This window comes from Actinomycetes bacterium, from assembly GCA_036510875.1.
GTDB lineage: Bacteria > Actinomycetota > Actinomycetes > Prado026 > Prado026 > DATCDE01.
Window position 1 is genome coordinate 1 of record DATCDE010000037.1, and the last position, 23,615, is coordinate 23,615.

Consider the following 23,615-nt stretch of genomic DNA (forward strand, 5'->3'; position numbering starts at 1 on the left):
CCAAGGACCACCCGGTGACGGTCGCCCAGCCGCCTGCGCCGTCCGCGTCGTCCGCAGCACGGCCGGTCGTGCGGGTGGCACCGCTGCCGCCGGTGTTCAAGCGGGTCACCGTGGTGCTGGGGCTGATCGCCCTGGTCAACTTCCCGGACGCTCTGGTGCTGTTGCGGGTGTCCGAGACCGGCTTCTCGACCGTCGCGGTCGTCGGCGTCTACGTCGTGTACAACCTGGTCTACGCGCTGGTCTCCTACCCGGCCGGCGTGCTCACCGACCGGCTGTCCCGCCCGCGGGTCTACGCGCTGGGGCTGGTCTGCTTCGCGGTCGGCTACCTGGGACTCGGCCTGGTGGACGGCGGCTGGGCAGTGGTCGCCCTGATGGCCGTGTACGGCGGCTTCAACGGGTTCACCGACGGCGTGGGCAAGGCCTGGATCTCTACACTGGTCCCCCCGGCGTCCCGCGGCCGGGCGCAGGGCATCTTCCAGGGGCTGTCCGGCGGCGCGGTGCTGGCCGCGGGGCTGTGGGCCGGCCTGCTGTGGGACGCCGGTCCCGGGCACGGCGTCGTCCCGCTGGTGGTCTCCGGGTCGGTGGCCGCGGTCGCCGCCGTCGGCCTGTGGACGGCGGGCTCCCGGATACGCTGACCCCTCGGCGTCGGTGGACGCGCGGGAGTGGTGTAACGGCAGCCACGCCAGGTTTAGGTCCTGGTGCCCTTACGGGCGTGGGGGTTCGAGTCCCCCCTCCCGCACCGGTAGCGGCTGGTCAGGACCGGTGGCAGACCAGCTCACGCACGACCGGGGCGAGCGTGCGCAGGGCCCGGCCGCGGTGGCTGATCGCGTCCTTCTCGGCCGGCTCCAGCTGAGCCGTGGTCCGGGTCTCGCCCTCCGGCACGAAGATCGGGTCGTAGCCGAACCCGTTGCTGCCGGCCGGGGCGCGCAGCAGGCGGCCGGACAGCCGGCCCTCGACGACCCGCTCCTCCCCGCCGGGCAGGGCGAGCGCCGCCGCGCAGGCGAAGTGCGCCGACCGACGGTCGTCGGGGACGCCGGCCAGCTGGGCCAGCACCAGCTCGAGGTTCGCGACGTCGTCCCCGTGCCGCCCGGACCAGCGCGCCGAGAACACCCCCGGCATGCCGCCGAGCACGTCGACGCACAGCCCGGAGTCGTCGGCCACGGCGGGCAGGCCGGTGGCGGCCGCCACGGCGTGCGCCTTGAGCAGGGCGTTCTCGGCGAACGTCGTCCCGGTCTCGGCGATGTCTGGCAGGTGGGCGAACGACTCGGCGCCCATGAGGTGCACGTCGAGGCCGGCGTCGGCCAGGATCCGGCGCAGCTCGGCGACCTTGTGCTCGTTGCGGGTCGCCAGCACGATCCGCTGCGGGGTCACGCCAGCGCCTCCCGCTGCAGCCGGGCCAGGTCGGTGCAGCCGGCGAGGGCGAGGTCGAGCAGCCGGTCCAGTTCGGACCGGTCGAAGGGGGCACCCTCGGCGGTACCCTGCACCTCGGCGAAGTGCCCCTCGCCTGTGACGACGACGTTCATGTCGGTCTCGGCCCGGACGTCCTCCTCGTAGCACAGGTCCAGCAGCGGGACGCCGTCGACGACGCCCACGCTCACCGCCGACACGGACCCGATGAGCGGCTCGGCGCCGGCCTTGACCAGCCCCTGCCCCTTGGCCCACGCCACCGCGTCGGCCAGCGCCACGTAGGCGCCGGTGATGGCCGCGGTCCGGGTGCCGCCGTCCGCCTGCAGCACGTCGCAGTCGAGCACGACGGTGTTCTCGCCGAGGGCCTTGTAGTCGATGACGGCGCGCAGCGCCCGGCCCACCAGCCGGGAGATCTCGTGGGTACGGCCGCCGATGCGGCCGCGGACCGACTCGCGGTCGTTGCGGGTGTTGGTCGAGCGGGGCAGCATGGCGTACTCCGCGGTGACCCAGCCCTGGCCGCTTCCCTTGCGCCAGCGCGGCACGCCCTCGGTGAAGGACGCGGCGCACAGCACCCGGGTGCGGCCGTACTCGACGAGCACCGAGCCCTCGGCGTGGTCGAGCCAGCCGCGGCTGAAGTGGACGGGGCGCAGCTGGCCGGGGTCACGGCCGTCGGAGCGGGACATGCCGGCGAGCCTAGCCGCGCGGCGTGCGCAGGACGGACACGGGCCTCGGCGCAGCGGTCAGCCGGTCACAGCTCGAGGACGCCGCCGGCGCAAGCGCCGCCGAGGTCGCCGTCGAAGCTGCCGGCCGCCTCGTCGAGCGTCCGGTCGAGCCGGTGCCACGGGGGGACATGAGTGATCAGCAGCCGGCCCACCCCGGCCTTCGCGGCGTGCTCGCCGGCCTCCCGGCCGGTGAGATGGAGCCCCGGCGGGTTGGCGTCGCCGTCGTAGAACGAGGCCTCGGCCAGCAGCACGTCCGCGCCCCGGGCCAGGTCGACGAGCGCCTCGGTCGGCCCGGTGTCGGCGCTGTACACGAGCGAGTGCCCGCCGGCCTCGAACCGGACGCCGAAGCAGGGCACCGGGTGGGCCATCTGCGCGGTGGTCAGCCGGAACGGGCCGAGCTCGCGCACGCCGGCGGCCAGCGTGCGGAAGTCGAACACCCGCTCGAAGTTGGCCGTGGCGTCCGCCGTTCCGTAGGCCCGGGTCAGCTGGTGGGCGGTGCCCTCAGGGCCGTGGACCGGCAGCCGCGGGGGGCAGCCCTCGGGGTGGTACCGCCGGGCCACGTAGTACGACGTGACGTCGATGCAGTGGTCGACGTGCAGGTGGCTGAGCCAGACGGCGTCCACGTCGCGTAGGTCGACGTACCGCTGAAGGTGGCCCAGCGAGCCGTTGCCCAGGTCGACGACGAGCCGGAAGCCGTCGTGCTCGACCAGGTAGCAGGAGCCGGGCGAGTCCGGACCGGGGAAGGAGCCGGAGCAGCCGACGACGGTCAGCCTCACTGGGCGACCCCTGCGCCCGCGATCAGCTCGTCGAGGTCAGCCGGCTCGGCGCGGACCACCTCGGGTCCGAGGAAGCGCCGTCCGAGCCGGGTGAACTCCTCGGGGTCGCCGGTGGCCAGGAAACGGTGCTCGGGTATCGACAGTGACTGGTCCCGGAGCAGCCCGCGGGTGGCCAGCACCCGGTAGACGTCCTGGGCGGTCTGCTCGGCGCTGGAGACCAGCGCGACCTGCTCGCCCATGACGTAGGACAGGACACCGGTGAGCAGCGGGTAGTGCGTACAGCCGAGGACGAGGGTGTCCACGCCGGCCGCGACGACCGGGTCGAGGTACTCGTGGGCGGCGGCCAGCAGGTCCGGGCCGCTGGTCACCCCGGCCTCGACGAACTCGACGAAGCGCGGGCAGGCCTGGGTGGTCAGCTGCAGGTGCGGCGCCGCGGCGAAGGCGTCCTCGTAGGCACCGCTGTCGATGGTGGCCCGGGTGCCGATCACGCCGACCCGGCCGTTGCGGGTGGCGCTGACCGCCCGGCGCACGGCGGGGTGCACGACTTCCACCACGGGGACGTCGTACCGCTCGCGGGCGTCCCGCAGCACCGCGGCGCTGGCGCTGTTGCACGCGATGACCAGCAGCTTGACGCCCTGGTCGACCAGGTGGTCCATGATCTCCAGCGCGAACTGGCGGACCTCGGCGATCGGCCGGGGCCCGTATGGACCGCGGGCGGTGTCGCCGATGTAGAGCACCGGCTCGTGCGGCAGCTGGTCGAGCACCGCCCGGGCGACGGTCAGCCCGCCCACGCCGCTGTCGAAGATCCCGATGGGTGCGTCGGCCACCCGCCCAGGGTAGGCACCCCCCACCCCCTCAGCATGAAGGGGGTCAGGCCCAGACCTGGCCGTCAAGGGCGGCCTCGGCGTCGTCGAGGGTGCCCTCGTAGATGCCCGTGGACAGGTACTTCCAGCCGCCGTCGCAGACGATGAACGCGATGTCCGCGGGCTCCCCCGCCTTGACCGCCTTGGCGGCCGCGCCCAGCGCCGCGTGCAGGATCGCCCCAGTCGAGATGCCGGCGAAGACGCCCTCCTGCGCCAGCAGCTCGCGGGTGCGCCGGACGGCGTCCCGCGGTCCCACCGAGAACCGGGAGGTCAACACCGAGGGGTCGTACAGCTCGGGCACGAACCCCTCGTCCAGGTTGCGCAGCCCGTACACCAGCTCGCCGTAGCGCGGCTCGGCCGCGATGATCTGGACGCCGGGGACCTTCTCCCGCAGGTACCGCCCGACCCCCATGAGCGTGCCGGTGGTGCCCAGTCCGGCCACGAAGTGGGTGAGCGTGGGCAGGTCGGTGAGCAGCTCGGGACCGGTCGTGCGGTAGTGGACGTCGGCGTTGGCCGGGTTGCCGTACTGGTAGAGCATCACCCAGTCCGGGTGCTCGGCGGCCATCCCCTTGGCGACCCGCACGGCCTGGTTCGACCCGCCGGCCGCCGGGGAGTAGACGATCTCGGCGCCCCACATCCGCAGCAGCTGGGTGCGCTCGGCCGAGGTGTTCTCCGGCATCACGCAGACCAGCCGGTAGCCCTTGAGCCGGGCCGCCATGGCCAACGAGATGCCGGTGTTGCCCGACGTCGGCTCCAGCAGGGTCGCGCCCGGCTGCAGCCGGCCGGACCGCTCGGCGTCCTCGACCATGGCCAGCGCGGTGCGGTCCTTCACCGAACCGGTCGGGTTGCGGTCCTCCAGCTTCGCCCACAGCCGGACGTTGGGGGACGGCGACAGCCGCGGCAGCCCGACCAGCGGGGTGCGGCCGACGGAGTCGAGCAGGGAGTCGAAGCGCACCTAGCGCGCCCCGCCGGCCACTGCGGGCAGGATCGTCACGGCGTCGCCGTCGGCGACGGGGGTCTCCAGCCCGCCGAGGAAGCGGACGTCCTCGTCGTTGAGGTAGACGTTGACGAACCGGCGCAGCTTGCCGTCGTCGAGCAGCCGCTCGCCGATGCCCGGGTAGCTCGCGTCCAGGTGGGCGATCAGGGCCTCCAGCGTGCTGCCTTCGCCCTCCACCGACTTCTCACCGCCGGTGTAGGTACGCAGGATCGTCGGGATGCGGACCGCGACGGCCATGGGGTGCTCTCTCCTCGTGATCGGGGTTTCGTGCTCGCCGGACGCCCGCTGCCGGGCGCCGACGTCAGTCCAACGTTCCGACCAGCCGAACTTCTTCCTCGGTGATCTCGCCGTCCACGATGCGGAACGAGCGGACCTCGGCGTGATCTGGGTCACGGGTAGACACGAGCAGGTAGTGCGCCTCCGGCTCGGACGCGTACGAGACGTCGGTGCGGGACGGATAGGCCTCGGTCGCGGTGTGCGAGTGGTAGATCACCACCGGCTCCTCGTCGCGGTCGTCCATCTCCCGGTACAGCCTCAACAGGTCGGCCGAGTCGAACTCATAGAAGGTGGGTGACCGGGCCGCGTTGACCATCGGCACGAACCGTTCGGGCCGGTCCGAGCCGGCCGGGCCGGCCACCACCCCGCAGGCCTCATCCGGGTGGTCCGCGCGGGCATGGCCGACGATGGCGTCGACGACGGCGCGACTGATCATGAGCACTCGCACAGCCTAGGCGGGACCGCCGAGCGCCTCGACCAGAGTGGCCTGCAGGTAGGTGAGCCACTGGTACAGGGCCATCGGCAGCAGGCGCGGGTCGTCCTCCTCGAGGTCCTCCAGGTCGACCGGCTCGTCGTCGCTGACCTCCAGCCGGATGCCGTAGACCAGCCGGAGGTCGTTCAGTGCGAGCAGCCAGGCCGTCGCCTCGTCCGGGGTCAGCCGCACGCTGCCCCGCTCGACCCGCTCCAGCGTGGCGCGGGCGGCCAGCGCGTGCTCTCGCTTGCGGGTGCGCAGGTCCGGCTCGGTGTAGCGGCGGAACTCCCCGGCAGCCGCGTCGTCGTCGGGGTAGGCGGAAGGGAACAGCCGGGCCAGCGCGGGGTCGTCCGGCGGGCGGGTCTGGGTCCCGATGCCCACCAGCGCGTTGAGCGGGTCGGCGTCCGGCGGCTCCTCCGGTGCGACCAGATCGGCCAGCTGGTCGAGCAGGTCGGCCAGGACACTGGCCTCCTCGGGCCGCAGGGTCAGCTCGACCTCACCGCGGCGGGTCCGCCGGAACGCGTGCCGCACGGTCACTTGTCCTGCTGCAGGGTGGCCCACAGCCCGTAGCCATGCATGGCCGTCACGTCACGCTCCATCTCCTCGCGGGTCCCGCTGGACACCACGGCCCGGCCACGGTGGTGGACGTCGAGCATCAGCTCGGTCGCCTTCTCCCTCGAGTAGCCGAAGTACTGCTGGAACACGTAGGTCACGTAGGACATCAGGTTCACCGGGTCGTTCCAGACCAGGGTGATCCACGGCCGGTCGGGCTGGGTCACCTCGTCGGTGACTGGCTCGTCCAGCTCGACCGGTGCCACGCTCACGGCGCCATGGTCGCACGCCGCCCTCTAGGCTCACGAGCGTGACGGACGCCGCCGCGAAAACGGCCCTGCACACCGACCACTACGAGCTGACCATGCTCGAGGGGGCGCTGCGCTCGGGGGCGGCCGACCGCAGCTGCGTGTTCGAGGTGTTCGCCCGGCGGCTGCCCGAGGGCCGCCGCTACGGCGTCGCGGCCGGGACCGGGCGGCTGCTCGAAGCGCTGCAGCGGTTCCGGTTCGACGACGGCGAGCTGGCCGACCTGAGCGAGCGCCGGGTGGTGGACCGGCCGACCCTGGACTGGCTGGCCGGCTACCGCTTCGGCGGCGACGTCCGGGGCTACGGGGAGGGCGAGTGCTACGTCCCCGGGTCACCGATCCTGGAGGTGCGCGGCAGCTTCGCCGAGGCGGTGCTGCTGGAGACGCTGGTCCTGTCCGTGCTCAACCACGACAGCGCGATCGCCGCGGCTGCGTCCCGGATGGTGACCGCCGCCGGGGAGCGACCGTGCATCGAAATGGGCACCCGGCGCACGCACGAGGAGTCGGCGGTCGCCGCGGCCCGCGCCGCCTACCTGGCCGGGTTCGCCTCGACGTCGAACCTCGAGGCCGGACGCCGGCACGGCATCCCCACGGCCGGCACCTCGGCGCACGCCTTCACGCTGGTCCATGACAGCGAGAGGGCCGCGTTCGCAGCCCAGGTCGCGGCGCTGGGCACCGGGACCACGCTGCTCGTCGACACCTACGACATCGCGGAGGGGGTGCGGCTGGCCGTCGAGGCCGCCGGCCCCGGCCTGGGTGCGGTACGGATCGACTCCGGTGATCTGGTCGTCCAGGCAAGGGCGGTGCGGGAGCAGCTGGACGGGCTCGGTGCCACCCGCACCCGGATCGTCGTCACCAGCGACCTCGACGAGCACGCGATCGCCGCGCTGGCCGCCGCGCCGGTCGACGCCTACGGGGTGGGCACGTCGGTCGTCACCGGCTCCGGGGCGTCGACCGCCGGCCTGGTCTACAAGCTGGTCGAGGTCGACGGGCGCCCGGTGGGCAAGACCTCGGTGGGCAAGCCGGGCCGGGGCGGTCGCAAGTGGGCGCTGCGCCGGCGCGGGCCCGACGGCACCGCGGTGGCCGAGGTGCTTCGGGTCGGACGGGCCCCGGTGGACGACGGCGACGACCGCGCCCTGCAGGTCCCGCTCATCGAGCGGGGCCAGGTCGTCGGCGCGGAGCCGCTGGCCGAGGCGAGGGACCGCCACCAGCGGTCGTTGGACGAGCTGCCCGCGACTGCGGTGCGGCTGCAGCGCGGGGAGCCCGCGATCCCCACGGTCTTCGAGGAGGGCTGGCCATGAGCCGAGCGCTGATCATCGTCGACGTCCAGAACGACTTCTGCGAGGGTGGCTCGCTGCCGGTGACCGGTGGCGCGGCGGTGGCTGCGGCCATCACCGACCTCCTGGCCTCCGACTCCGCCGTCGGCTACGAGCACGTGGTGGCCACCCGCGACCAGCACGTCGACCCCGGCGACCACTTCGACGACGAGCCGGACTACGTGACCAGCTGGCCCCCGCACTGCGTCGAGGGGACGCCGGGGGCCGAGCTGCACCCGGCGCTGGACACCTCCCGGATCGAGGCCTGTTTCGCCAAGGGACGGCACCAGGCGGCCTACTCCGGCTTCGAGGGCGCCGACCGGCACGGGACCGGGCTGGGCCAGTGGCTGCGCGACCACGACGTCACCGCGGTCGACGTGGTCGGCCTGGCCACCGACCACTGCGTCCGGGCGACCGCGCTGGACGCCGCCACCGACGGGTTCGCCACCCGGGTGCTGCTGGACCTCACCGCGGGCGTGGCCGAGGAGACCACCACCCGGGCGGTCGCCGAGATGCGCGAAGCCGGCGTGGAGTGCGTCGGCGGCTGAGCTCAGTCCGGCCGGCCGCCGGTGATCTGCGCGGTCACCGGCGGTGCGGAGCGCACGGTCTGAAGGACCACGCAGTACCGCTCGGTCAGTCGCAGCAGGGTGTCCAGCTGGTCCGCCGGGGCGTCGGTGTCCAGGTCGAAGTCCAGCCGGATGGCCGCGAACCCGACTGGTGCCGCCCGGTCAACCCCGAGCGTGCCCCGAAAGTCCAGGTCGCCCTCGGCTCGGACCCGACCACCCCGAAGGTCGATCCCTAACGAGGTGGCCACGGCCTGCAGGGTCACGCCCGCGCACGCCACCAAGGCCTGCAGCAGCATGTCCCCCGAGCACGCCGAGAGCCCGTCGCCACCGGTAGCGGGGTGCAGACCGGCCGCGACGAGGGCGCGCCCGGTCTCCACCGAGCACGTCAGCCCGTCCCCCAGGTCACCGGTCGCGGACAGGGTCACCCGCGCCGCCGCGGCATCTTGTCGGTACTGCTGCTTCAGCGGGCCCTGGAGCTCCTTCAGCTGCGCTTGATCCATGGCACAGGGTTCCAGCGGCCTCAACGGACGTCAATGACGTGCGGCGCCGGATCCACCCGGGCTACCGGCTGGGCTGCCTCTGCAGGACCGAGAACCCGCCCTGCGACCAGATCAGCCGGTACCGGGAGCCGGGGTGCAGGCTCTCGGCGTAGGCCGGGAGGTCGGCCGCGTGGAGAGGTGACCAGCCGCTGCCGGAGTCGACGGCCACGTAGTCGGGGCTGACCCCCGTCGCCTGGCCGAGCCAGTAGACGCGGTTGCGGCTCACCAGGTGCGACATCAGGCCGAGGTCGGTCTCCACCACGGCCCCGCTCGGGATCACCGCGAGCGCTGCCTGGGCGTGCTGCCGACGTCCGTCGCCCCAGCCGCCCGGCTGCAGCAGGGCCTTGAGCGGCAGCCCGGCCGCGAGCATGACCGCCGCGGTCGTCACGACGGGGATCGCGACGGTGGCGCAGCGGCGGCCCAGCGCCCACCGGCCGGCCCGCAGCCGGGTCAGCCCGTCGATGAAGGCCATGAACACGATGGGCATGAGGACGGCGCTGTAGTGGTAGCGCATCCCCCAGTAGAGCGGATCGACCGAGGCGAACCGCCAGAACAGGGTCGGCACCGCCAGCAGCAGCAGCGGCGACCGCAGGCAGACCCCGCCCGCGATGAGGGCCAACATGAACAGGGTGACCAGCTTGGCCCCGGGGCTGACCAGGGACAGCGGGTTGTGCAGCACAGGCGCCAGGACCGACCCAAGCCCGCTCGACGCCGCGTCGGTGCCGAACTGCCCGAAGTGCGCGTACCGGTGCGCCTCGGCGAACCGGGGAACGACCACGAGCAGGGCGACCACCGAGCCGGCCGCGCCCACCAGGGAGGTGACCAGGCCGAGGCGCCGCTGCCCCCCCGCGACGAGCAGCAGACCCAGGACGGCGACGGTGAAGCCGAGGTCCTCCTTCACCAGCAGCAGCGGCAGCGCCCACGCGACCGACCGGCGCCACCGCTGCTCCAGGAACGCCTCCAGCGAGAACGCCAGGAGCGGGACAGCGAAGGCGACCTCGTGGACGTCGGCCTCGACCGCCCACTGCAGGCCCCAGGACAGGCCGTAGGCGAGCGCCACCGCGGAGCCGGCGACCGACCCGAACCGGCGGATGGCCAGCCGGCCCACCGGACGCAGGACAGCCCGAGCAGCACGGCCTGCGCCACCAGGAGGGTGCCCGCCGTGGGGAAGGCCCGGTACGGCAGGGCGAGCACCGCCAGAATCGGGCTGAGGTGGTCACCCAGGACGTCGAAACCGGGCCCCTTGATGTCGGCCACCGGTGCGTGGCCCTGTGCGTAGCTGCGCACCGCCTGGGTGAAGATGCCGAGGTCCCACGACGGGACCACGAAGTACTGGTAGCGCAGCAGCGACAGCGCGCTGTACAGCCCGGCGAACAGGGAGCCGATCGCCCAGGGGACGCGGTCGGTCCGGGTCCCAGCGACGGTGCGCCGCCTGGTGGCCGCGTGCCGGGCCATCCGGGCACCGTCAGGGGGCGGCGCGATCGACACGTCGCGCTACGGCCGGAACAGCGTGCGCGCCAGTAGCACGGCCCCCAGGGGCCGGCGACCCAGATCGGCCAGAACCCCTGAGTGCTGCTGGAGGAGATGGCCTCGTTAGATCACCGTGCAGATCAGCACCACGGTGGCCCAGGCCGCCCACGCCTTGCGCATGCCGCCATGGGGTAGGACCTTCGACCCCTCGGCGGTCGTCGGCACCGGAGCCGGCGCTGGCTGTGGCACGGCCGGCAGGTCGCGGGTCAGCTCGGCCAGCTCACCCATCGTCGCGCCCTGATAGGCCTGGCCGAGCCGGGTGTCGAACTCGTCGAGGTCGAGCCGGCCCTCCGCGTGGGCGCGCCGCAACACCTCCGCCGTCCGCTCCCGGTCGGCGTCCCCGGCACGCTGATCCGGGTCCTGGGCCACGGCCATGACCTTAGACCGCTGGACCGCTGCAGTAGCGGCCGTACCCTCGTCGCATGGTCGTCGTCCCGCCCCGTGACCCGTCGCTGCCCGAGCCGCCGCTGCTGGCCCGGATCCGTGAGGGGGTAATCGGCGACGACCAGGTGGTGCCCGGGCCGTACGGCCCGCGTCGGGTCACCTATGCCGACTACACAGCCAGCGGGCGCGCACTCAGCTTCGTCGAGGACTTCATCCGCGGCGAGGTGCTGCCGCGATACGCGAACACCCACACCGAGTCCAGCGGGACCGGGCTGCAGACGACCCGGCTGCGCGAGGACGCCCGGGCGATCATCCATCGGGCGGTCAACGGCGACGAGTCGACCTGCGTCATCTTCGCGGGCAGCGGATGCACCGGGGCCATCGACCGGCTGCTCGGCATCCTCGGTCTGCGGATCCCCTCGGCGTTCGAGGACCGGTACCACGCGATGGAGCGCATCCCTGAGGCCGACCGACCGGTGGTCTTCATCGGGCCGTTCGAGCACCACAGCAACGAGCTGCCCTGGCGGGAGTCCATCGCCGACGTCGTGCGGATCCCCGAGGACCGCGACGGCCACATCGACCGGGACCGACTGGTCGAGAAGCTCGTCCGGTACGCCGACCGGCCGCTGCGGATCGGCTCGTTCTCGGCGGCGTCCAACGTGACCGGCATCGTCAGCGACACCCACCGGATCTCCCAGCTGCTGCACGAGCACGGCGCGCTCGCCGTGTGGGACTTCGCGGCGGCCGGGCCGTACGTCGACATCGAGATGAACCCGCGATGTACCGAGCACCCGCTGGCCTACAAGGACGCGATCGTGCTGTCCCCGCACAAGTTCATCGGCGGGCCGGGGACACCGGGAGTGCTCGTGGCGCGCCGCGAGCTGCTCACCAACCGGGTGCCGGACGTCGTCGGCGGAGGCACCGTGGCCTACGTCAACCCGGACGATCACATGTACCTCTCCGACCCGGTGCACCGGGAGGAGGGTGGCACCCCGGCGATCGTGGAGTCGATCCGGGCCGGGCTCGTGTTCCAGCTCAAGCAGGCGGTCGGCGTGGACGTCATCCGCGCGCACGAGGCCGACTTCCTGCACCGGGCGGTCACCGCCTGGGGCGCCGTGCCCAGCATCCAGATCCTCGGCAACCTGGACTCCGAGCGACTGTCCATCGTGTCGTTCGTGATCAAGCGGCCCAGCGGCAAGTACCTGCACCACAACTTCGTGGTGGCACTGCTCAACGACCTGTTCGGCGTCCAGTCGCGCGGCGGCTGCTCCTGCGCCGGGCCGTACGGGCACCGGCTGCTCGGTATCGACATCGAGCGCAGCCACGAGTACGAGCGGGAGATCGCCCACGGCTGCGAGGGCATCAAGCCCGGCTGGGTACGGGTGAACTTCAACTACTTCATCAGCGAGCCGGTCTTCGACTACGTCGTCCAGGCGGTCGCGCTGGTGGCCGAGCACGGCTGGAAGCTGCTGCCCGACTACCGGTTCCTGCCCGAGAGTGGCCTGTGGCGACACCGCAACGGACCGATCGAGCCGCCGCTGCGGCTGTCTGACGTCGGCTACGACCCGGACGGTGCGCTCGCCTACCCGCACCACCGCGACACGGCGCCCGAGTCGGCCCTGCAGGGGTACCTGAAGGAGGCGCGGGAGCGGTTCGACACCGCCACGGTCTCGGAGGAGGACACCGGCCGGACCGGCCTGTCCGACGACTTCGACCACCTGCGCTGGTTCGAGCTGCCGGCGCGCTGCCTGTCGCCGGCCTGACCCGCCCGGCAGTCCTCCGGCGGCCGCCGAGCCGCCTCCCGTGGCCGGTTGGGCGACCTTCCCCTACTGTCGGGGGGTGCCGCGCGTCGCCTGGGTCGTCGACCTCGCCCACTCCGGGCTGGCCGCCGAGGTCGCGGGCTTGCGCGCCCGCCTCGCCGCAGCCGGCCTGGTGGACGCCGGCGAGCCGACCGGCGCCGGAGACCTCCGGTCAGCCGACATCGTCGTCGTGTGGGCCGACCGTCCGCTGACGGCCGACCTGGCCCGTGCGTTGGCCGACCCCGGCGTCCGCACCGTCGTCGCCGGTCCCACGATCACCGAGGCCGACCCCGACGGGGTGCTTGCGGAGGCTGCCGGGCTGCTGCTCGGCGGCACCACGCCGGTGCACGACATCCGGGTGCGCCCGGGGGCGGCCACCCTGCCGGCGCTGCTCCCGGTGGCCCACCAGCACTCCGGCGGCGGCCACATGGGTCACCACGACCACCTGACCGACCGGGTGGTCCTGGTGGACAAGACCGCCGACGACGTCCAGGTGCTGCTCGCCGCGCGGATCGGCCTGGCAGAGCACCCGGTGCTCTCCTGGCGGCCGGCCACCGCGACCGCCGTCTGGACGCTCGGCACCCAGGTCGACGCGGTCGCCGACCGGTCGTCCACCCGGGCCCTGGTGCAGCTGCTGCGCCTGGTGGCCGGGGTCCCCGACGCGCCCCCGGTCCGGGTGGGTCTGCTCGGGTATGGCGCGATCGGGCACGAGCACAGCCGAGCGGTCCGCTCCGTGGCCGGCCTGTCGCTCGCCGCGGTCTGCGACACCTCGGCGGAGCGGCTGGCCGCCGCCGGGTCAGCCGCCCCCGGTGTCGCCCTGACCGACTCGGCGGAGGCGCTGTTCGACCGCGACGACGTCGACCTGGTCGTGGTCTCCACCCCGCCGCGGACCCATGCGGAGTGGGCCCTTCGGGCGCTGCGCGCCGGCAAGCACGTGGTGGTGGAGAAGCCCTTCGCGATCCGCACCGCCGAGGCGGACGCGGTGCTCGCCGAGGCGGACGCCACCGGTCGGCTCGCGGTCGTCTACCAGAACCGCCGATACGACCCGGACTACCTCGGGCTGCGCCGGCTGGTCCGCTCCGGGGCGCTGGGGGACCTGTTCCACGTGGAGACGTTCGTCGGCGGCTACGGGCACCCCTGCAACCTGTGGCACTCCGACGAGGAGGTGTCGGGGGGCGCCTTCTACGACTGGGGCTCGCACGTCCTCGACCAGGTGCTCGACCTTCTGCCCAACGAGATCTCCCACGTCACGGCCGCGACCCACAAGCGCCGCTGGTTCGACGTGACCAACGCCGACCACTCCCGGGTCACGGTCCGGTTCGTCGACGGCGTCGAGGCCGAGTTCGTGCACTCCGACCTGGCGGCCGCCCTCAAGCCTCGCTGGTACGTGCTGGGCACGTCCGGTGCGGTCGTCGGGCACTGGCGCCGGGAGAAGGTGGTGTCCCGCAACGACATCGGGACGCTCGAGGAGGACCTGCTGGCCCCGGCTGACTCACCCCCCCTGCTGGAGCTCCACGGCTCCGACGGCAGCGTCACGCGGGTGGCCACCCCGGCCCCGGAGCCCTACGGCTTCCACCGGGAGGTCGCCGACCGGGTGCGCCTCGGCCTGCCGATGGGCGTCACCGGCCTCCAGTCCAGGAGGGTGCTCGCCGTGATGGAGGCGGCCCGGGCCTCCGCTGCCGACGACGGCCGGCCGGTCACCCCGCGGTGACCGCTCCACGCCCGGTGCGGTGGGGCTTCCTGGGCGCCGGCTACGTGGCGACCCGCGCCCTCGCTCCGGCGGTCCATGCGGCCGAGGGGGCGACGCTCCAGGTGGTCGGCGCGCGGGATCCCGGCCGGGCCGCGGCTCTGGAGCCGGTCCGCACCGTCGCCTCCTACGAGGCGGTCTGCGCCGCGGACGACGTCGACGTGGTGTACGTGGCCCTGCCCAACAGCGACCACCTGCCCTGGGTGCTGGCCGCCCTGCGGGCGGGCAAGCATGTGCTGTGCGAGAAGCCCCTCGGGCTGGACGCGACCGAGGCGACCCGGATGGCCGACGAGGCTGCGACCGCCGGGCGGCTGCTCGTCGAGGCCGCGTGGAACCGCTGGCACCCGCGGACCCGGCGCGCGCAGGCCCTGGTCGTGGGCGCCGGAGGTCCACGCTCGGTGCGGTCGAGGTTCACCTTCTCCGGGGTGCCCGAGGGCAACTACCGGCTCGACCCTGATCGCGGGGGTGGCGCCCTGCTCGACGTCGGCTGCTACGCGGTGGCCGCGGCCCGGTGGGCGCTGGGCGGGGACGTCTCGGTGCTCAGCGCCCAGCAGCGACGCGGCCGCACCGGGGTCGACCTCACCACCACCGCCGCGCTCACCGCCGGTGACAGCCGGGCCGAGGTTGTCGCGTCGATCGACCAGCCCGAGTCGCAGGCGTTGCGCATCGAGGCTCCCGGACTGCAGGTGGAGCTGCCCGACGCCACGTTCACCTCCTGGCGGGCTCCGTCGGTGCTCCGGGTGGTCGAGGACGGCCGCCTGCGGGAGGAGGCGTTCGTGCCCTGTGACGCCTACCTGCTGATGGTCGAGGCGGTGTCTGCTCGCGTCGCCGGCCGGGACGCCTACCTGCTCCCCGTCACCGAGTCCGTCGCCGTGGCCAGGACGCTCGACGCCATCGCCGCGAGTGCGGCATGACGCGCGCCGACCCGTCCGGCCCGCCGGTTCTGCGGGACGACACGATCCGGGCGCCCGACGGACCGAGGCTGGCCCTGCGACGGGCCGACGGACCCGGGCGACCGTTCCTGCTGGTCCATGGGCTGGCCAGCAACGCGCGGCTGTGGGACGGCGTCGCCCGCCGCGTCGCGGCAGCCGGGCACGAGGTGGCGGCGGTGGACCTGCGCGGGCACGGCCGGTCCGAGGTGACCCCGACCGGCTACGACACGGCGACGGCGGCGGCCGACCTGGCCGCGCTGAGCCATGCGCTCGGCTGGTCCGGGGACCGGCGTCCGCTGGTCGCCGGGCAGTCCTGGGGCGGCAACGTGGTGCTCACGCTGGCCGCGCAGCACGGCGGCGTCGCCGCCTGCGCGCTCGTCGACGGTGGCTGGATCCACCTGTCCGAGCGGTTCGCCACCTTCGAGGAGTGCTGGGCGGTGCTCGCCCCTCCCTCCCTGGGACCCCTCACCCGCGACGAGCTGGAGGCCCGGTCGCGGCAGTGGCACCTGGACTGGCCGGACGAGGGCCGGCTCGGCGCGCTGGCGAACTTCGAGGACACCGCGGACGGCACCGTGCGCCCGCGGCTGTCCCGCGAGCACCATCGCAGCATCCTGCACTCGCTGTGGGCCGACGACCCCCGACCGCTCTACCCGCGGGTGGGCGTCCCGACGCTGCTCATGGCCGCCGTCCCGGAGGTCCCGGCCGGGCCGACGCCGGTGACCGAGGCGCTCGCGACGATTCACCGGGCCGAAGCGGCCTGGTACGTGGGGGCGCACCACGACCTGCACGCCCAGCAGCCGGACCGCTGCGCCGCCGACCTGCTCGCGCTGGCCGCCCGGGTGTGACGCGGCCGTGATGCGCGCGGGTCAGCCCGACGTGCTGCCCAGGTCGTGGGTGCGGCCGGCCCAGGTCCAGGGGTAGCCGGGGTCCTCGGCCAGCCGGGCGGACGCGGCGATCTCCAGCGGGCGAAACGTGTCGACCATGACCGCCCACTCGTCGGTGGCCGCCTTGCCGATGCTCGCCTCGACGCTGCCGGGCTGCGGTCCGTGGGTGAAGCCGCTCGGGTGAAGCGTGATGCTGCCGAGCTCGATACCAGCACCCTTGCGGGACATGAAGTCCCCGCCCACGTAGAACAGCACCTCGTCGCTGTCCACGTTGGCGTGGTTGTACGGCGCCGGGATCGACTCCGGGTGGTAGTCGAACAACCGGGGCACGAACGAGCAGATAACAAAGTTCGGGCCCTCGAAGGTCTGGTGCACGGGCGGCGGCTGGTGCACCCGGCCGGTGATCGGCTCGAAGTCGTGGATGTCGAACGCGCAGGGGTACAGGCAGCCGTCCCAGCCGACCACGTCGAACGGGTGGTTGGCGTAGGTGTACCGCGTGAGCCCCTGCTTGTGCCGCACCAGGACCTCGACATCCTCGCCGTCAGCGATGAGCGGTCCGGTCGGCCCGCGCAGGTCCCGCTCGCAGTACGGCGCGTGCTCGAGGAACTGCCCGCGCGGCGACAGGTAGCGACGCGGCGGCCCCACGTGCCCGGACGCCTCCGCGATGAACAGCCGCAGCGGCCCGGAGCCGGTCGGCACCCAGCGGTGGGTCGTCGACGTCGGCAGCACGACGTAGTCGCCGGTGTGCACGTCGAGCACACCGAACACCGTCTCCACCCGGGCCCCGCCCGCCTCGACGTAGACCAGCTCGTCGCCGGTGGCGTTGCGATACAGCGGCGACACGGTGTCGACGAGGGCGTACAGCAGCCGGACGTCGGCGTTGCCGAGCAGCAGCTGGCGACCGGTGACCGCGTCCGCACCGGAGGTGTCCAGCTTGTGGGTGAGATAGTGCCGCGGCAGCAGCGGCTGGTTCGGCTCGGTGCTGCGCACAGGCGACTCCTCGACCGCCACCGCGCCGACGATCGCGGTCGGCAGGTGCCGGTGGTACAGCAGCGCCGAGTCGTTCGAGAAGCCCTCCTGGCCCATCAGCTCCTCGGCGTACAGCCCGCCGTCGGGACGCCGGAACTGGGTGTGCCGCTTGTGCGGGACCTCGCCGACCGACCGGTAGTACGCCACCTGCGCCTCCTACGAGGGTCCGATTATCGGACTCGTTGTCCTGTAACAGAACGATCCGCTAGCGTCGGCGACGTGTCAACCACGTCCACGCCCGACCGCGGTCGGGCGCTCGTCGCCGGGCTCGTCGACGACGCGGCGGTCTTCCCCCCGGGCAACGCCAGCGTCGCCGACGCCGTCGTCGAGCATCGGGCACACCGCCGGGCCTGGTACGCCGAGGCGATCGGGCCGCTGCTCGTGCGCGCCAGCCAGGTCGAGGAGCTGCTTGCCGCCACCCGTCCCGGCGACGACCTGCGGATCGGGCTGATCGCCGACGAGGGCGGGCTGATCGGGCTGGCCGAGGCTCGCAACCTGCTGCTCGACCGTGAGGACGTCGCCACGCTCCAGCAGGTCGAAATCGAGCTGCCGGCCGACCATCCCCCGGCCGCCGCCGCCCGGTTCCTGCTCGAGCAGCTGAGCTTTTCGGCCCAGGCCTACGTCGAGGTCCCGCGGGTGCCCGGCTGGGAGAGCGCGCTCGACGTGCTGGCCGAGGACGGCGCCGAGCGGGCCAAGCTGCGCACCGGCGGGGCCACCGCCCAGGCCCACCCGACCAGCGCCGAGGTGGCCGCCTTCCTGCGCGCCTGCCTGGACCGCCAGCTCGGGTTCAAGCTCACCGCCGGCCTGCACCACGCCCTGCGCACCACGACCCCCGAGGCGTTCGAGCAGCACGGTGTGCTCAACGTGCTGGCCGCGGTGGCCGCCGGGGTGGGCGGGGCCGACGCCGGCACCCTGACCGGGCTGCTGGAGGAACACCGTCCGCAGTCGCTCGTGGAGCGGCTGGCCGACGCCGACATCCCCGCCGTCCGCCGGGCGTTCGTCTCGTTCGGCTGCTGCGGCGTGACCGACCCCCTTGAGGACCTGCGGGCCCTCGGCCTGCTGGAGAAGGAGTGACGTGACCGCGACCTCGGCGGACACCTGGGCGCCCGTCCCGCAGGGTTCGGGATTCGGGGTCCAGCACCTGCCCTACGGCGTGTTCTCCCGACCGGGCGACCAGCCCCGGTGCGGGGTACGCATCGGCGATCACGTCCTCGACCTGGCCCGGGTGTCGGTGCCGCACGGGCACGTGCTGGCCCGGCCGAGCCTCAACGAGTTCCTGGCCCTCGGCCCGGCCGCGTGGGCCGAGGTGCGCGAACGGGTCACCGACCTGCTCACCGAGCCCAGCTTCCGGGACTCGGTGCAGCCACACCTGTTCCCCCTGCCGGAGGTCCGGCTGCACCTGGCCTGGGAGGTCGCCGACTACGTCGACTTCTACTCCTCGCAGGCGCACGCCGAGAACGTCGGCCAGATCTTCCGGCCGGACGCCGCCCAGCTGCCGCCGAGCTGGAAGCACCTGCCGATCGGCTACCACGGCCGGGCCGGCACCATCGTGGTCAGCGGCACCCCCGTGGTCCGGCCGAGCGGCCAGCTCCGCCCCTCCCCCGACCGGCCGCCGGTGTTCGGCCGGTCCCAGCGGCTGGACATCGAGGCCGAGGTCGGGTTCGTCGTGGGGGCGCCCTCCGCGCTGGGCACGTCGGTGCCTGCGACCGCCTTCGCCAAGCACGTGTTCGGCGTCGTCCTGGTCAACGACTGGTCGGCCCGCGACATCCAGGCCTTCGAGTACCAGCCACTGGGGCCCTTCCTCGGCAAGTCCTTCGCCACGTCGGTGTCCGCCTGGGTGACCCCGCTCGCCGCGCTGGCCGCCGCCCGGGTGCCGCCGCCGGCGCAGGACCCGACTCCGGTGGCCTACCTCGCCGACCCGGACCCGTGGTCGCTCGACCTGGCCATAGAGGTCGAGCTGGACGGCGAGGTCGTCTCCCGCCCGCCGTTTCGCACCATGTACTGGACGCCGGGCCAGCAGCTGGCCCACCTCACCGTGAACGGCGCGTCGCTGCGCACCGGCGACCTGTTCGCCTCGGGCACCGTCTCGGGCCGGGAGCGCGACCAGCGCGGCTCGCTGCTCGAGCTCAGCTGGGGTGGCCGTGAGCCGGTGCAGCTGGCCTCGGGCCGCGCCCGGACCTTTCTCGAGGACGGCGACACCGTGGTGCTGCGCGCCAGCGCCCCCGGCCCGGACGGCACCACGATCACGCTGGGCGAGGTGTCCGGCCGGATCGAGCCGGCCATCGGCTGAGCCGCCGGGTCAGGGCACCGAGCGGATCTTCGTCACCAGGGCCCCGGAGACCACCGCCACGACCGCGGTGCCCAGGTAGAGCACCGGGTAGCCCCCCAGGTGGGTGACGATCGGCGCCGCTATCACCGGGGCGAGCACCTGGGGCGCCGCGTTGGCGATGTTGATGACCCCGAGGTCGCGCGCGCGGTCCTGTGCGGCCGGCAGCACCTGGGTGATGAGCGCCTGGTCGACCGCGAGGTACACCCCGTAGCCCGCGCCGAGCACGAGCGCCGCCACCATGGCGGCCGGGAAGGTCGGCGCGACCGCCAGGATCACCCCGGCGACCGCCATGACGCAGGACGACACGATCACGTACACCTTGCGGCGTCCGCTGGCGTCGGACATCCGGCCGCCGATCACCGCCGTGAGGATCGTGCCCAGCGCGTACAGCCCGATGAGCACCGTCTGGCCCTGCTCCGGGTTGGCGTAGCCGACCTTGTCCTTGAGGAAGAACAACAGGTACAAGGTGGCCATCGCGTTGGACAGCGAGATCAGGAACCGGGTGATCCAGGCCCACCCGAAGTCCGGGTACTCCCGCGGGCTGACCCAGAACCCGCGCAGGAACTCCCCCAGCACGAACGGCGGCCGCCGCTCGTTCGGCAGCACCGGGTCCCGCAGCCGCAGCACGAACGGCAGCGCGAGCACCAGGAACAGGACGCCGGTGACCGCCGATCCTGCGCCGAGGCCGGTCACGACGAACGACACGATCGCCACACCGACCACGACCCCGACGGTCTGCGACAGGCCGACCACCCCCGAGGCGATCCCCCGCTGGCTCACCGGGACCTGGTCGGGGATGGACGCCGTGATCGCCGCGTACGAGGCGTTCACCGTGGCCTGGCCGACCCCCCACAGCAGAGCCAGGCCGAGCACGGTGCCCTGCGTCGGCAGCAGCGCGATGCTGACCAGGCCCAGGACCGCTCCCCCGAGCACCCACGGACGGCGCCGCCCCAGCCGGGACGTCGTCCGGTCCGACAGGGCACCCGCGAGCGGGTTGGCCACCACCGAGACGAACGCCCCCACGCCGGTGATCCAGGCGAGCGCGGTCTCCTTGCTCATGCCCCCGCTCGCCTGCTCGGCCAGCCGCGGCAGCAGGTTCTGGATCGGGGTGAAGAAGGCGATCATCGTGCCGAGGTTGGCCAGCGCGATGATCGTCAGGTAGCCGCGGCCGACCCGCCGGGTGGGCTCCTGGAGCGCGTCGACAGCTTGGACCACGGGGGGCATCCTGCCAACTTGTCAGGGTGAGGACGGCGTATTCGTCGTCCTCACCCTGACAAGTCGGTCAGAGGTTGCCTCGGCGCTCCTGCTCGCGCTCGATCGCCTCGAACAGCGCCTTGAAGTTGCCCTTGCCGAAGCCCATCGACCCGTGCCGCTCGATGATCTCGAAGAACACGGTGGGGCGGTCCTGCACCGGCTTGGTGAAGATCTGCAGCAGGTAGCCGTCCTCGTCCCGGTCGGCCAGGATCTTCAGCTCCCGCAGCGTGTCCACCGGGACCCGGGTGTCCCCGACCCACTCGCCGAGGGTGTCGTAGTACGAGCCGGGGGTGTCCAGGAACTCGATGCCCTGCGCGCGCATGGCCCGGACGGTGGCGACGATGTCGTTGCTGTTCAAGGCGATGTGCTGGACGCCGGCCCCGCCGTAGAACTCCAGGTACTCGTCGATCTGGGACTTCCGCTTGGCGATGGCCGGCTCGTTGATCGGGAACTTCACCTTGCGGGTGCCGTCGGCGACCACCTTCGACATCAGCGCGGAGTACTCGGTGGCGATGTCGTCGCCCACGAACTCCGTCATGTTCGTGAAGCCCATGACCCGGTGGTAGAAGTCGACCCACTCGTCCATGTGGCCGAGCTCGACGTTGCCCACGCAGTGGTCGATCGCGGTGAAGAACCGCTGGGACGGCGGCGCCACGATCGGCTCGCGGGCCAGGTAGCCGGGCAGGTAGGGCCCCGAGTAGTTGCTCCGGTCCACCAGCGAGTGCCGGGTCTCCCCATAGGTGGCGATCGCGGCGCGCACCACCTTGCCGTGCTCGTCCTCGAGCACGTGCGGGTCCTCCAGCACGCGAGCGCCGTGCGCGACGGCATAGCGGAACGCCTGCTCGGCGTCCGGCACCTCCAGGGCCAGGTCGACCACCCCGTCGCCGTGCTCGGCCACGTGCCTGCCCAGGTCGGTCTCCGTGTGGACCGGGCCGCGGAGCACGAACCGGGCACTGCCCGACTCGAGCACGTAGGCCGCCTCGTCGCGCACGCCGGTCTCCGGGCCGCAGTAGGCCACGCAGCGCATGCCGAACGCGGTCGAGTAGTAGTGCGCCGCCTGCTTGGCGTTCCCGACGGCGAAGACGACGGCGTCCATCCCCTTGACCGGGAACGCGTCGTCGTCGGTGCGGCTGGCGGACAGCGGTGCGGTGCGCGTCGTCATGGAAGGGGAGCATGGGCAGTCCTGGCAGGATGTGCAACGCTCGTCTGGTTGACTGGACAACTTGTCCGTCAGCCGACCATGGCCGGCGGACACCAGGAAGCACCCTGCCCACCCCCTGCGGAGGCCGACCGATGGACCAGCTGGACGCCGGACTGATCGCGCTGTTCACCGCCGAGCCGCGGGTCGGGGTGCTGGCCGCCTCCCGCCGTCTCGGGGTCGCCCGAGGCACCGTGCAGGCCCGGCTGGACAAGCTGGAGCACTCCGGCGTCATCCAGGGCTGGGGTCCCGAGGTCGACCCGGCCGGTCTGGGCTACACGGTCACCGCGTTCGTGACGCTGGGCATCCGGCAGATCCGTGGCCACGACCCGCTCGGCGAGCAGCTCGCGGCGATCCCCGAGGTGCTCGAGGTGCACACCATCACCGGGTCCGGGGACCTGCTGTGCCGGGTGGTCGCGCGGTCCAACGCCGACCTTCAGCGGGTGATCGACGCCATCGTGGCGGTCGAGGCGGTGGAGCGGACCTCGACCGTGATCGCGCTCGAGACGGTCGTCCGGTACCGGATGCTGCCGGTCGTGCTGGCCGCCGCCCGAAAGGGCGCCGACGACTGACCCGGCCGGGACCGTCGGCCCTGGCCCCTCGTGCCGCCGGCGCCTAGCGTTCGGTCCATAGCGGTGTCGATCAAGGCCGATGGAGGAGATCCCCATGCAGCAGCCGTATCCCGACCGGGCCGCGACCGTCGCGGCCTTCGCCGACCGGGTCGACCGCGGCAAGGCCACCCTGCTGTCCTCCCTCGGTGCGGACATCGTCATGGGCGAGCGCTCCGGGGTGTTCTTCCACGACGCCTTCGACGGACGGCGGTACTTCAACTGCCACTGCAACGGCGGGGTGTTCAACCTGGGCCACCGCAACCCGCGGGTGGTGGCCGCGCTGCAGGAGGCCATGGGCTCGGTCGACATCGGCAACGACCACCTGGTCTCCGGCTGGCGGGCCAAGCTGGCCGAGCGGCTCGCTGCGACCACCGGTGGCCGGCTGCCCAGCGTGGTCTTCGGCGTGGGTGGCGGCGAGATCGTGGACGTGGCATTGAAGGTGGCCAGGGCCCGCACCGGACGGACCGGCGTGATCTCGGCGGTGGGCGGCTACCACGGTCACACCGGCCTGGCCATGGCCTCCGGCGACGCTCAGTACCGGGACCCCTTCGGGCCGAACCTGCCCGGGTTCACGCAGGTCCGGTTCAACGACCTGGCCGCCCTCGACGCGGCTCTGGACGACACCACCGCGGCCGTGCTGCTCGAGCCGATCCCGGCCACGCTCGGGATGCCGATCCCCGAGCCTGGCTACCTGGCCGGCGTCCAGGCCCTGTGCCGCGAGCGGGGGGCGCTGTTCATCCTCGACGAGGTCCAGACCGGCCTGGGCCGCACCGGCACGGTCTGGTTCCACGAGCAGGAGGGCCTCGAGCCGGACGTCGTGCTGACCGCGAAGGGCCTGTCCGGAGGGCTGCTGCCGATCACCGCGGCGCTGATGACCCGGGAGGCGCACGCGGTCTTCGATGAGCACCCGTTCGTGCACGTGTCGACGTTCGGCGGCGCCGAGCTCGGCTGTGTCGCCGCACTGACCGTGCTGGACATCCTCGAGCAACCCGGGTTCCTGGACCGGGTGCGCACCCTCGGCCAGATCTTCGAGGAGGGCCTGGCCGGGCTGCCGTACACGTTGCGGCGGCGCGGGCTGTTCATGGGGCTGAAGTCGGACGAGCCCTACGGCGGGGTCGCGGCCGCCG

The 23,615-nt window shown here is 73.1% G+C and carries 26 protein-coding genes and 1 tRNA gene; 12 read left to right on the forward strand and 15 right to left on the reverse strand.

Features of this window, described 5'->3' with window-relative positions:
- Both VIM19_02395 and VIM19_02400 read left to right on the forward strand, forming a co-directional pair.
- Nucleotides 1-635, forward strand: a 635-nt coding sequence (locus VIM19_02395) for an MFS transporter (protein HEY5183761.1), incomplete at its 5' end; no start/stop codon positions are given.
- A 21-nt stretch (nucleotides 636-656) separates the two neighbouring features.
- Nucleotides 657-739, forward strand: a tRNA-Leu gene (locus tag VIM19_02400).
- A gap of 14 nt (nucleotides 740-753) precedes the next feature.
- Here VIM19_02400 and rdgB read toward each other — a convergent pair.
- The 9 genes from rdgB to clpS form a co-directional block, all read right to left on the reverse strand.
- Entirely contained in the window at nucleotides 754-1,371 is a 618-nt protein-coding gene (gene rdgB / locus VIM19_02405; GenBank protein HEY5183762.1) for an RdgB/HAM1 family non-canonical purine NTP pyrophosphatase, read from the reverse strand.
- Nucleotides 1,368-2,090 (reverse strand): ribonuclease PH, encoded by a 723-nt coding sequence (gene rph / locus VIM19_02410; GenBank protein HEY5183763.1) that lies wholly within the window; start codon nucleotides 2,088-2,090, stop codon nucleotides 1,368-1,370. The genes rdgB and rph overlap by 4 nt, the downstream gene beginning before the upstream one ends.
- A 65-nt stretch (nucleotides 2,091-2,155) precedes the next feature.
- Complete coding sequence (locus tag VIM19_02415) at nucleotides 2,156-2,905, reverse strand: MBL fold metallo-hydrolase (GenBank protein ID HEY5183764.1); 750 nt, start codon at nucleotides 2,903-2,905, stop codon at nucleotides 2,156-2,158.
- Complete coding sequence (gene murI / locus VIM19_02420; GenBank protein HEY5183765.1) at nucleotides 2,902-3,732, reverse strand: glutamate racemase; 831 nt, start codon at nucleotides 3,730-3,732, stop codon at nucleotides 2,902-2,904. The genes VIM19_02415 and murI overlap by 4 nt, the downstream gene beginning before the upstream one ends.
- Nucleotides 3,733-3,775: 43 nt before the next feature.
- On the reverse strand, nucleotides 3,776-4,723 hold the full coding sequence (locus VIM19_02425) for a cysteine synthase (protein ID HEY5183766.1): 948 nt from the start codon (nucleotides 4,721-4,723) through the stop codon (nucleotides 3,776-3,778).
- Entirely contained in the window at nucleotides 4,724-5,002 is a 279-nt protein-coding gene (locus VIM19_02430) for a MoaD/ThiS family protein (protein ID HEY5183767.1), read from the reverse strand. It lies immediately after the preceding gene.
- Between the two features lie 64 nt (nucleotides 5,003-5,066).
- Nucleotides 5,067-5,483 (reverse strand): M67 family metallopeptidase, encoded by a 417-nt coding sequence (locus tag VIM19_02435; GenBank protein HEY5183768.1) that lies wholly within the window; start codon nucleotides 5,481-5,483, stop codon nucleotides 5,067-5,069.
- A gap of 9 nt (nucleotides 5,484-5,492) precedes the next feature.
- Nucleotides 5,493-6,050, reverse strand: coding sequence for a DUF2017 domain-containing protein (locus tag VIM19_02440; GenBank protein HEY5183769.1), 558 nt, complete (start codon nucleotides 6,048-6,050; stop codon nucleotides 5,493-5,495).
- Nucleotides 6,047-6,337, reverse strand: coding sequence for an ATP-dependent Clp protease adapter ClpS (gene clpS, locus VIM19_02445; GenBank protein ID HEY5183770.1), 291 nt, complete (start codon nucleotides 6,335-6,337; stop codon nucleotides 6,047-6,049). The genes VIM19_02440 and clpS overlap by 4 nt, the downstream gene beginning before the upstream one ends.
- Before the next feature lie 38 nt (nucleotides 6,338-6,375).
- On the opposite strand from clpS, the gene VIM19_02450 reads away from it, so the two are divergent.
- The gene (locus VIM19_02450) at nucleotides 6,376-7,671 is read left to right on the forward strand and encodes a nicotinate phosphoribosyltransferase (GenBank protein HEY5183771.1); all 1,296 of its coding nucleotides are present in this window, start codon (nucleotides 6,376-6,378) and stop codon (nucleotides 7,669-7,671) included.
- Nucleotides 7,668-8,234, forward strand: a complete 567-nt coding sequence (locus VIM19_02455) for a nicotinamidase (GenBank protein ID HEY5183772.1) — start codon at nucleotides 7,668-7,670, stop codon at nucleotides 8,232-8,234. Before VIM19_02450 ends, VIM19_02455 begins: the two co-directional genes overlap by 4 nt.
- Nucleotides 8,235-8,236: 2 nt before the next feature.
- On the opposite strand, the gene VIM19_02460 is transcribed toward VIM19_02455, so the two are convergent.
- The 3 genes from VIM19_02460 to VIM19_02470 form a co-directional block, all read right to left on the reverse strand.
- The gene (locus VIM19_02460) at nucleotides 8,237-8,752 is read right to left on the reverse strand and encodes an OsmC family protein (GenBank protein ID HEY5183773.1); all 516 of its coding nucleotides are present in this window, start codon (nucleotides 8,750-8,752) and stop codon (nucleotides 8,237-8,239) included.
- Nucleotides 8,753-8,813: 61 nt separating this feature from the next.
- A complete protein-coding gene (locus VIM19_02465) occupies nucleotides 8,814-9,899 on the reverse strand; it encodes a DUF2079 domain-containing protein (protein HEY5183774.1) in 1,086 nt (361 codons plus the stop codon).
- A 485-nt stretch (nucleotides 9,900-10,384) separates the two neighbouring features.
- Nucleotides 10,385-10,690, reverse strand: coding sequence for a DUF1707 domain-containing protein (locus VIM19_02470; protein ID HEY5183775.1), 306 nt, complete (start codon nucleotides 10,688-10,690; stop codon nucleotides 10,385-10,387).
- Nucleotides 10,691-10,743: 53 nt separating this feature from the next.
- Between VIM19_02470 and VIM19_02475 the strand changes: the two genes are divergently transcribed.
- The 4 genes from VIM19_02475 to VIM19_02490 all read left to right on the forward strand — a co-directional run bounded on the left by VIM19_02475 (nucleotide 10,744) and on the right by VIM19_02490 (nucleotide 16,028).
- A complete protein-coding gene (locus VIM19_02475; protein HEY5183776.1) occupies nucleotides 10,744-12,468 on the forward strand; it encodes an aminotransferase class V-fold PLP-dependent enzyme in 1,725 nt (574 codons plus the stop codon).
- 76 nt (nucleotides 12,469-12,544) lie between these two features.
- Nucleotides 12,545-14,215, forward strand: a complete 1,671-nt coding sequence (locus tag VIM19_02480; protein HEY5183777.1) for a Gfo/Idh/MocA family oxidoreductase — start codon at nucleotides 12,545-12,547, stop codon at nucleotides 14,213-14,215.
- The gene (locus VIM19_02485; protein HEY5183778.1) at nucleotides 14,212-15,165 is read left to right on the forward strand and encodes a Gfo/Idh/MocA family oxidoreductase; all 954 of its coding nucleotides are present in this window, start codon (nucleotides 14,212-14,214) and stop codon (nucleotides 15,163-15,165) included. Before VIM19_02480 ends, VIM19_02485 begins: the two co-directional genes overlap by 4 nt.
- Entirely contained in the window at nucleotides 15,162-16,028 is an 867-nt protein-coding gene (locus VIM19_02490; GenBank protein HEY5183779.1) for an alpha/beta hydrolase, read from the forward strand. Before VIM19_02485 ends, VIM19_02490 begins: the two co-directional genes overlap by 4 nt.
- 21 nt (nucleotides 16,029-16,049) lie before the next feature.
- Here VIM19_02490 and VIM19_02495 read toward each other — a convergent pair whose 3' ends face one another.
- A complete protein-coding gene (locus VIM19_02495; protein HEY5183780.1) occupies nucleotides 16,050-17,243 on the reverse strand; it encodes a homogentisate 1,2-dioxygenase in 1,194 nt (397 codons plus the stop codon).
- A 72-nt stretch (nucleotides 17,244-17,315) separates the two neighbouring features.
- Between VIM19_02495 and VIM19_02500 the strand changes: the two genes are divergently transcribed.
- The gene (locus tag VIM19_02500) at nucleotides 17,316-18,170 is read left to right on the forward strand and encodes a hypothetical protein (GenBank protein HEY5183781.1); all 855 of its coding nucleotides are present in this window, start codon (nucleotides 17,316-17,318) and stop codon (nucleotides 18,168-18,170) included.
- Nucleotide 18,171: 1 nt separating this feature from the next.
- Complete coding sequence (fahA, locus tag VIM19_02505; protein HEY5183782.1) at nucleotides 18,172-19,386, forward strand: fumarylacetoacetase; 1,215 nt, start codon at nucleotides 18,172-18,174, stop codon at nucleotides 19,384-19,386.
- Between the two features lie 9 nt (nucleotides 19,387-19,395).
- Here the strand turns inward: fahA and VIM19_02510 are convergent, their stop codons facing one another.
- Both VIM19_02510 and hppD read right to left on the reverse strand, forming a co-directional pair.
- Nucleotides 19,396-20,649 (reverse strand): MFS transporter, encoded by a 1,254-nt coding sequence (locus VIM19_02510; GenBank protein HEY5183783.1) that lies wholly within the window; start codon nucleotides 20,647-20,649, stop codon nucleotides 19,396-19,398.
- Between the two features lie 58 nt (nucleotides 20,650-20,707).
- On the reverse strand, nucleotides 20,708-21,841 hold the full coding sequence (gene hppD / locus VIM19_02515) for a 4-hydroxyphenylpyruvate dioxygenase (protein ID HEY5183784.1): 1,134 nt from the start codon (nucleotides 21,839-21,841) through the stop codon (nucleotides 20,708-20,710).
- 131 nt (nucleotides 21,842-21,972) lie between these two features.
- On the opposite strand from hppD, the gene VIM19_02520 reads away from it, so the two are divergent.
- Nucleotides 21,973-22,449 carry an Lrp/AsnC family transcriptional regulator gene (locus VIM19_02520; GenBank protein HEY5183785.1) on the forward strand — a complete coding sequence of 159 codons (477 nt, stop codon included), beginning with the start codon at nucleotides 21,973-21,975 and terminating at the stop codon, nucleotides 22,447-22,449.
- A gap of 94 nt (nucleotides 22,450-22,543) precedes the next feature.
- A partial coding sequence (locus VIM19_02525) for an aminotransferase class III-fold pyridoxal phosphate-dependent enzyme (protein ID HEY5183786.1) occupies nucleotides 22,544-23,615 on the forward strand: 1,072 nt, incomplete at its 3' end.

Excerpts from the sequence above, each read along its gene's own strand:
- rph (HEY5183763.1), bottom strand. The coding sequence starts at position 2,090 with ATGTCCCGCTCCGACGGCCGTGACCCCGGCCAGCTGCGCCCCGTCCAC.
- VIM19_02430 (HEY5183767.1), bottom strand. The coding sequence starts at position 5,002 with ATGGCCGTCGCGGTCCGCATCCCGACGATCCTGCGTACCTACACCGGC.
- VIM19_02455 (HEY5183772.1), top strand. The coding sequence starts at position 7,668 with ATGAGCCGAGCGCTGATCATCGTCGACGTCCAGAACGACTTCTGCGAG.
- VIM19_02460 (HEY5183773.1), bottom strand. The coding sequence starts at position 8,752 with ATGGATCAAGCGCAGCTGAAGGAGCTCCAGGGCCCGCTGAAGCAGCAG.
- VIM19_02475 (HEY5183776.1), top strand. The coding sequence starts at position 10,744 with ATGGTCGTCGTCCCGCCCCGTGACCCGTCGCTGCCCGAGCCGCCGCTG.
- VIM19_02490 (HEY5183779.1), top strand. The coding sequence starts at position 15,162 with ATGACGCGCGCCGACCCGTCCGGCCCGCCGGTTCTGCGGGACGACACG.
- VIM19_02510 (HEY5183783.1), bottom strand. The coding sequence starts at position 20,649 with ATGCCCCCCGTGGTCCAAGCTGTCGACGCGCTCCAGGAGCCCACCCGG.
- hppD (HEY5183784.1), bottom strand. The coding sequence starts at position 21,841 with ATGACGACGCGCACCGCACCGCTGTCCGCCAGCCGCACCGACGACGAC.
- VIM19_02520 (HEY5183785.1), top strand. The coding sequence starts at position 21,973 with ATGGACCAGCTGGACGCCGGACTGATCGCGCTGTTCACCGCCGAGCCG.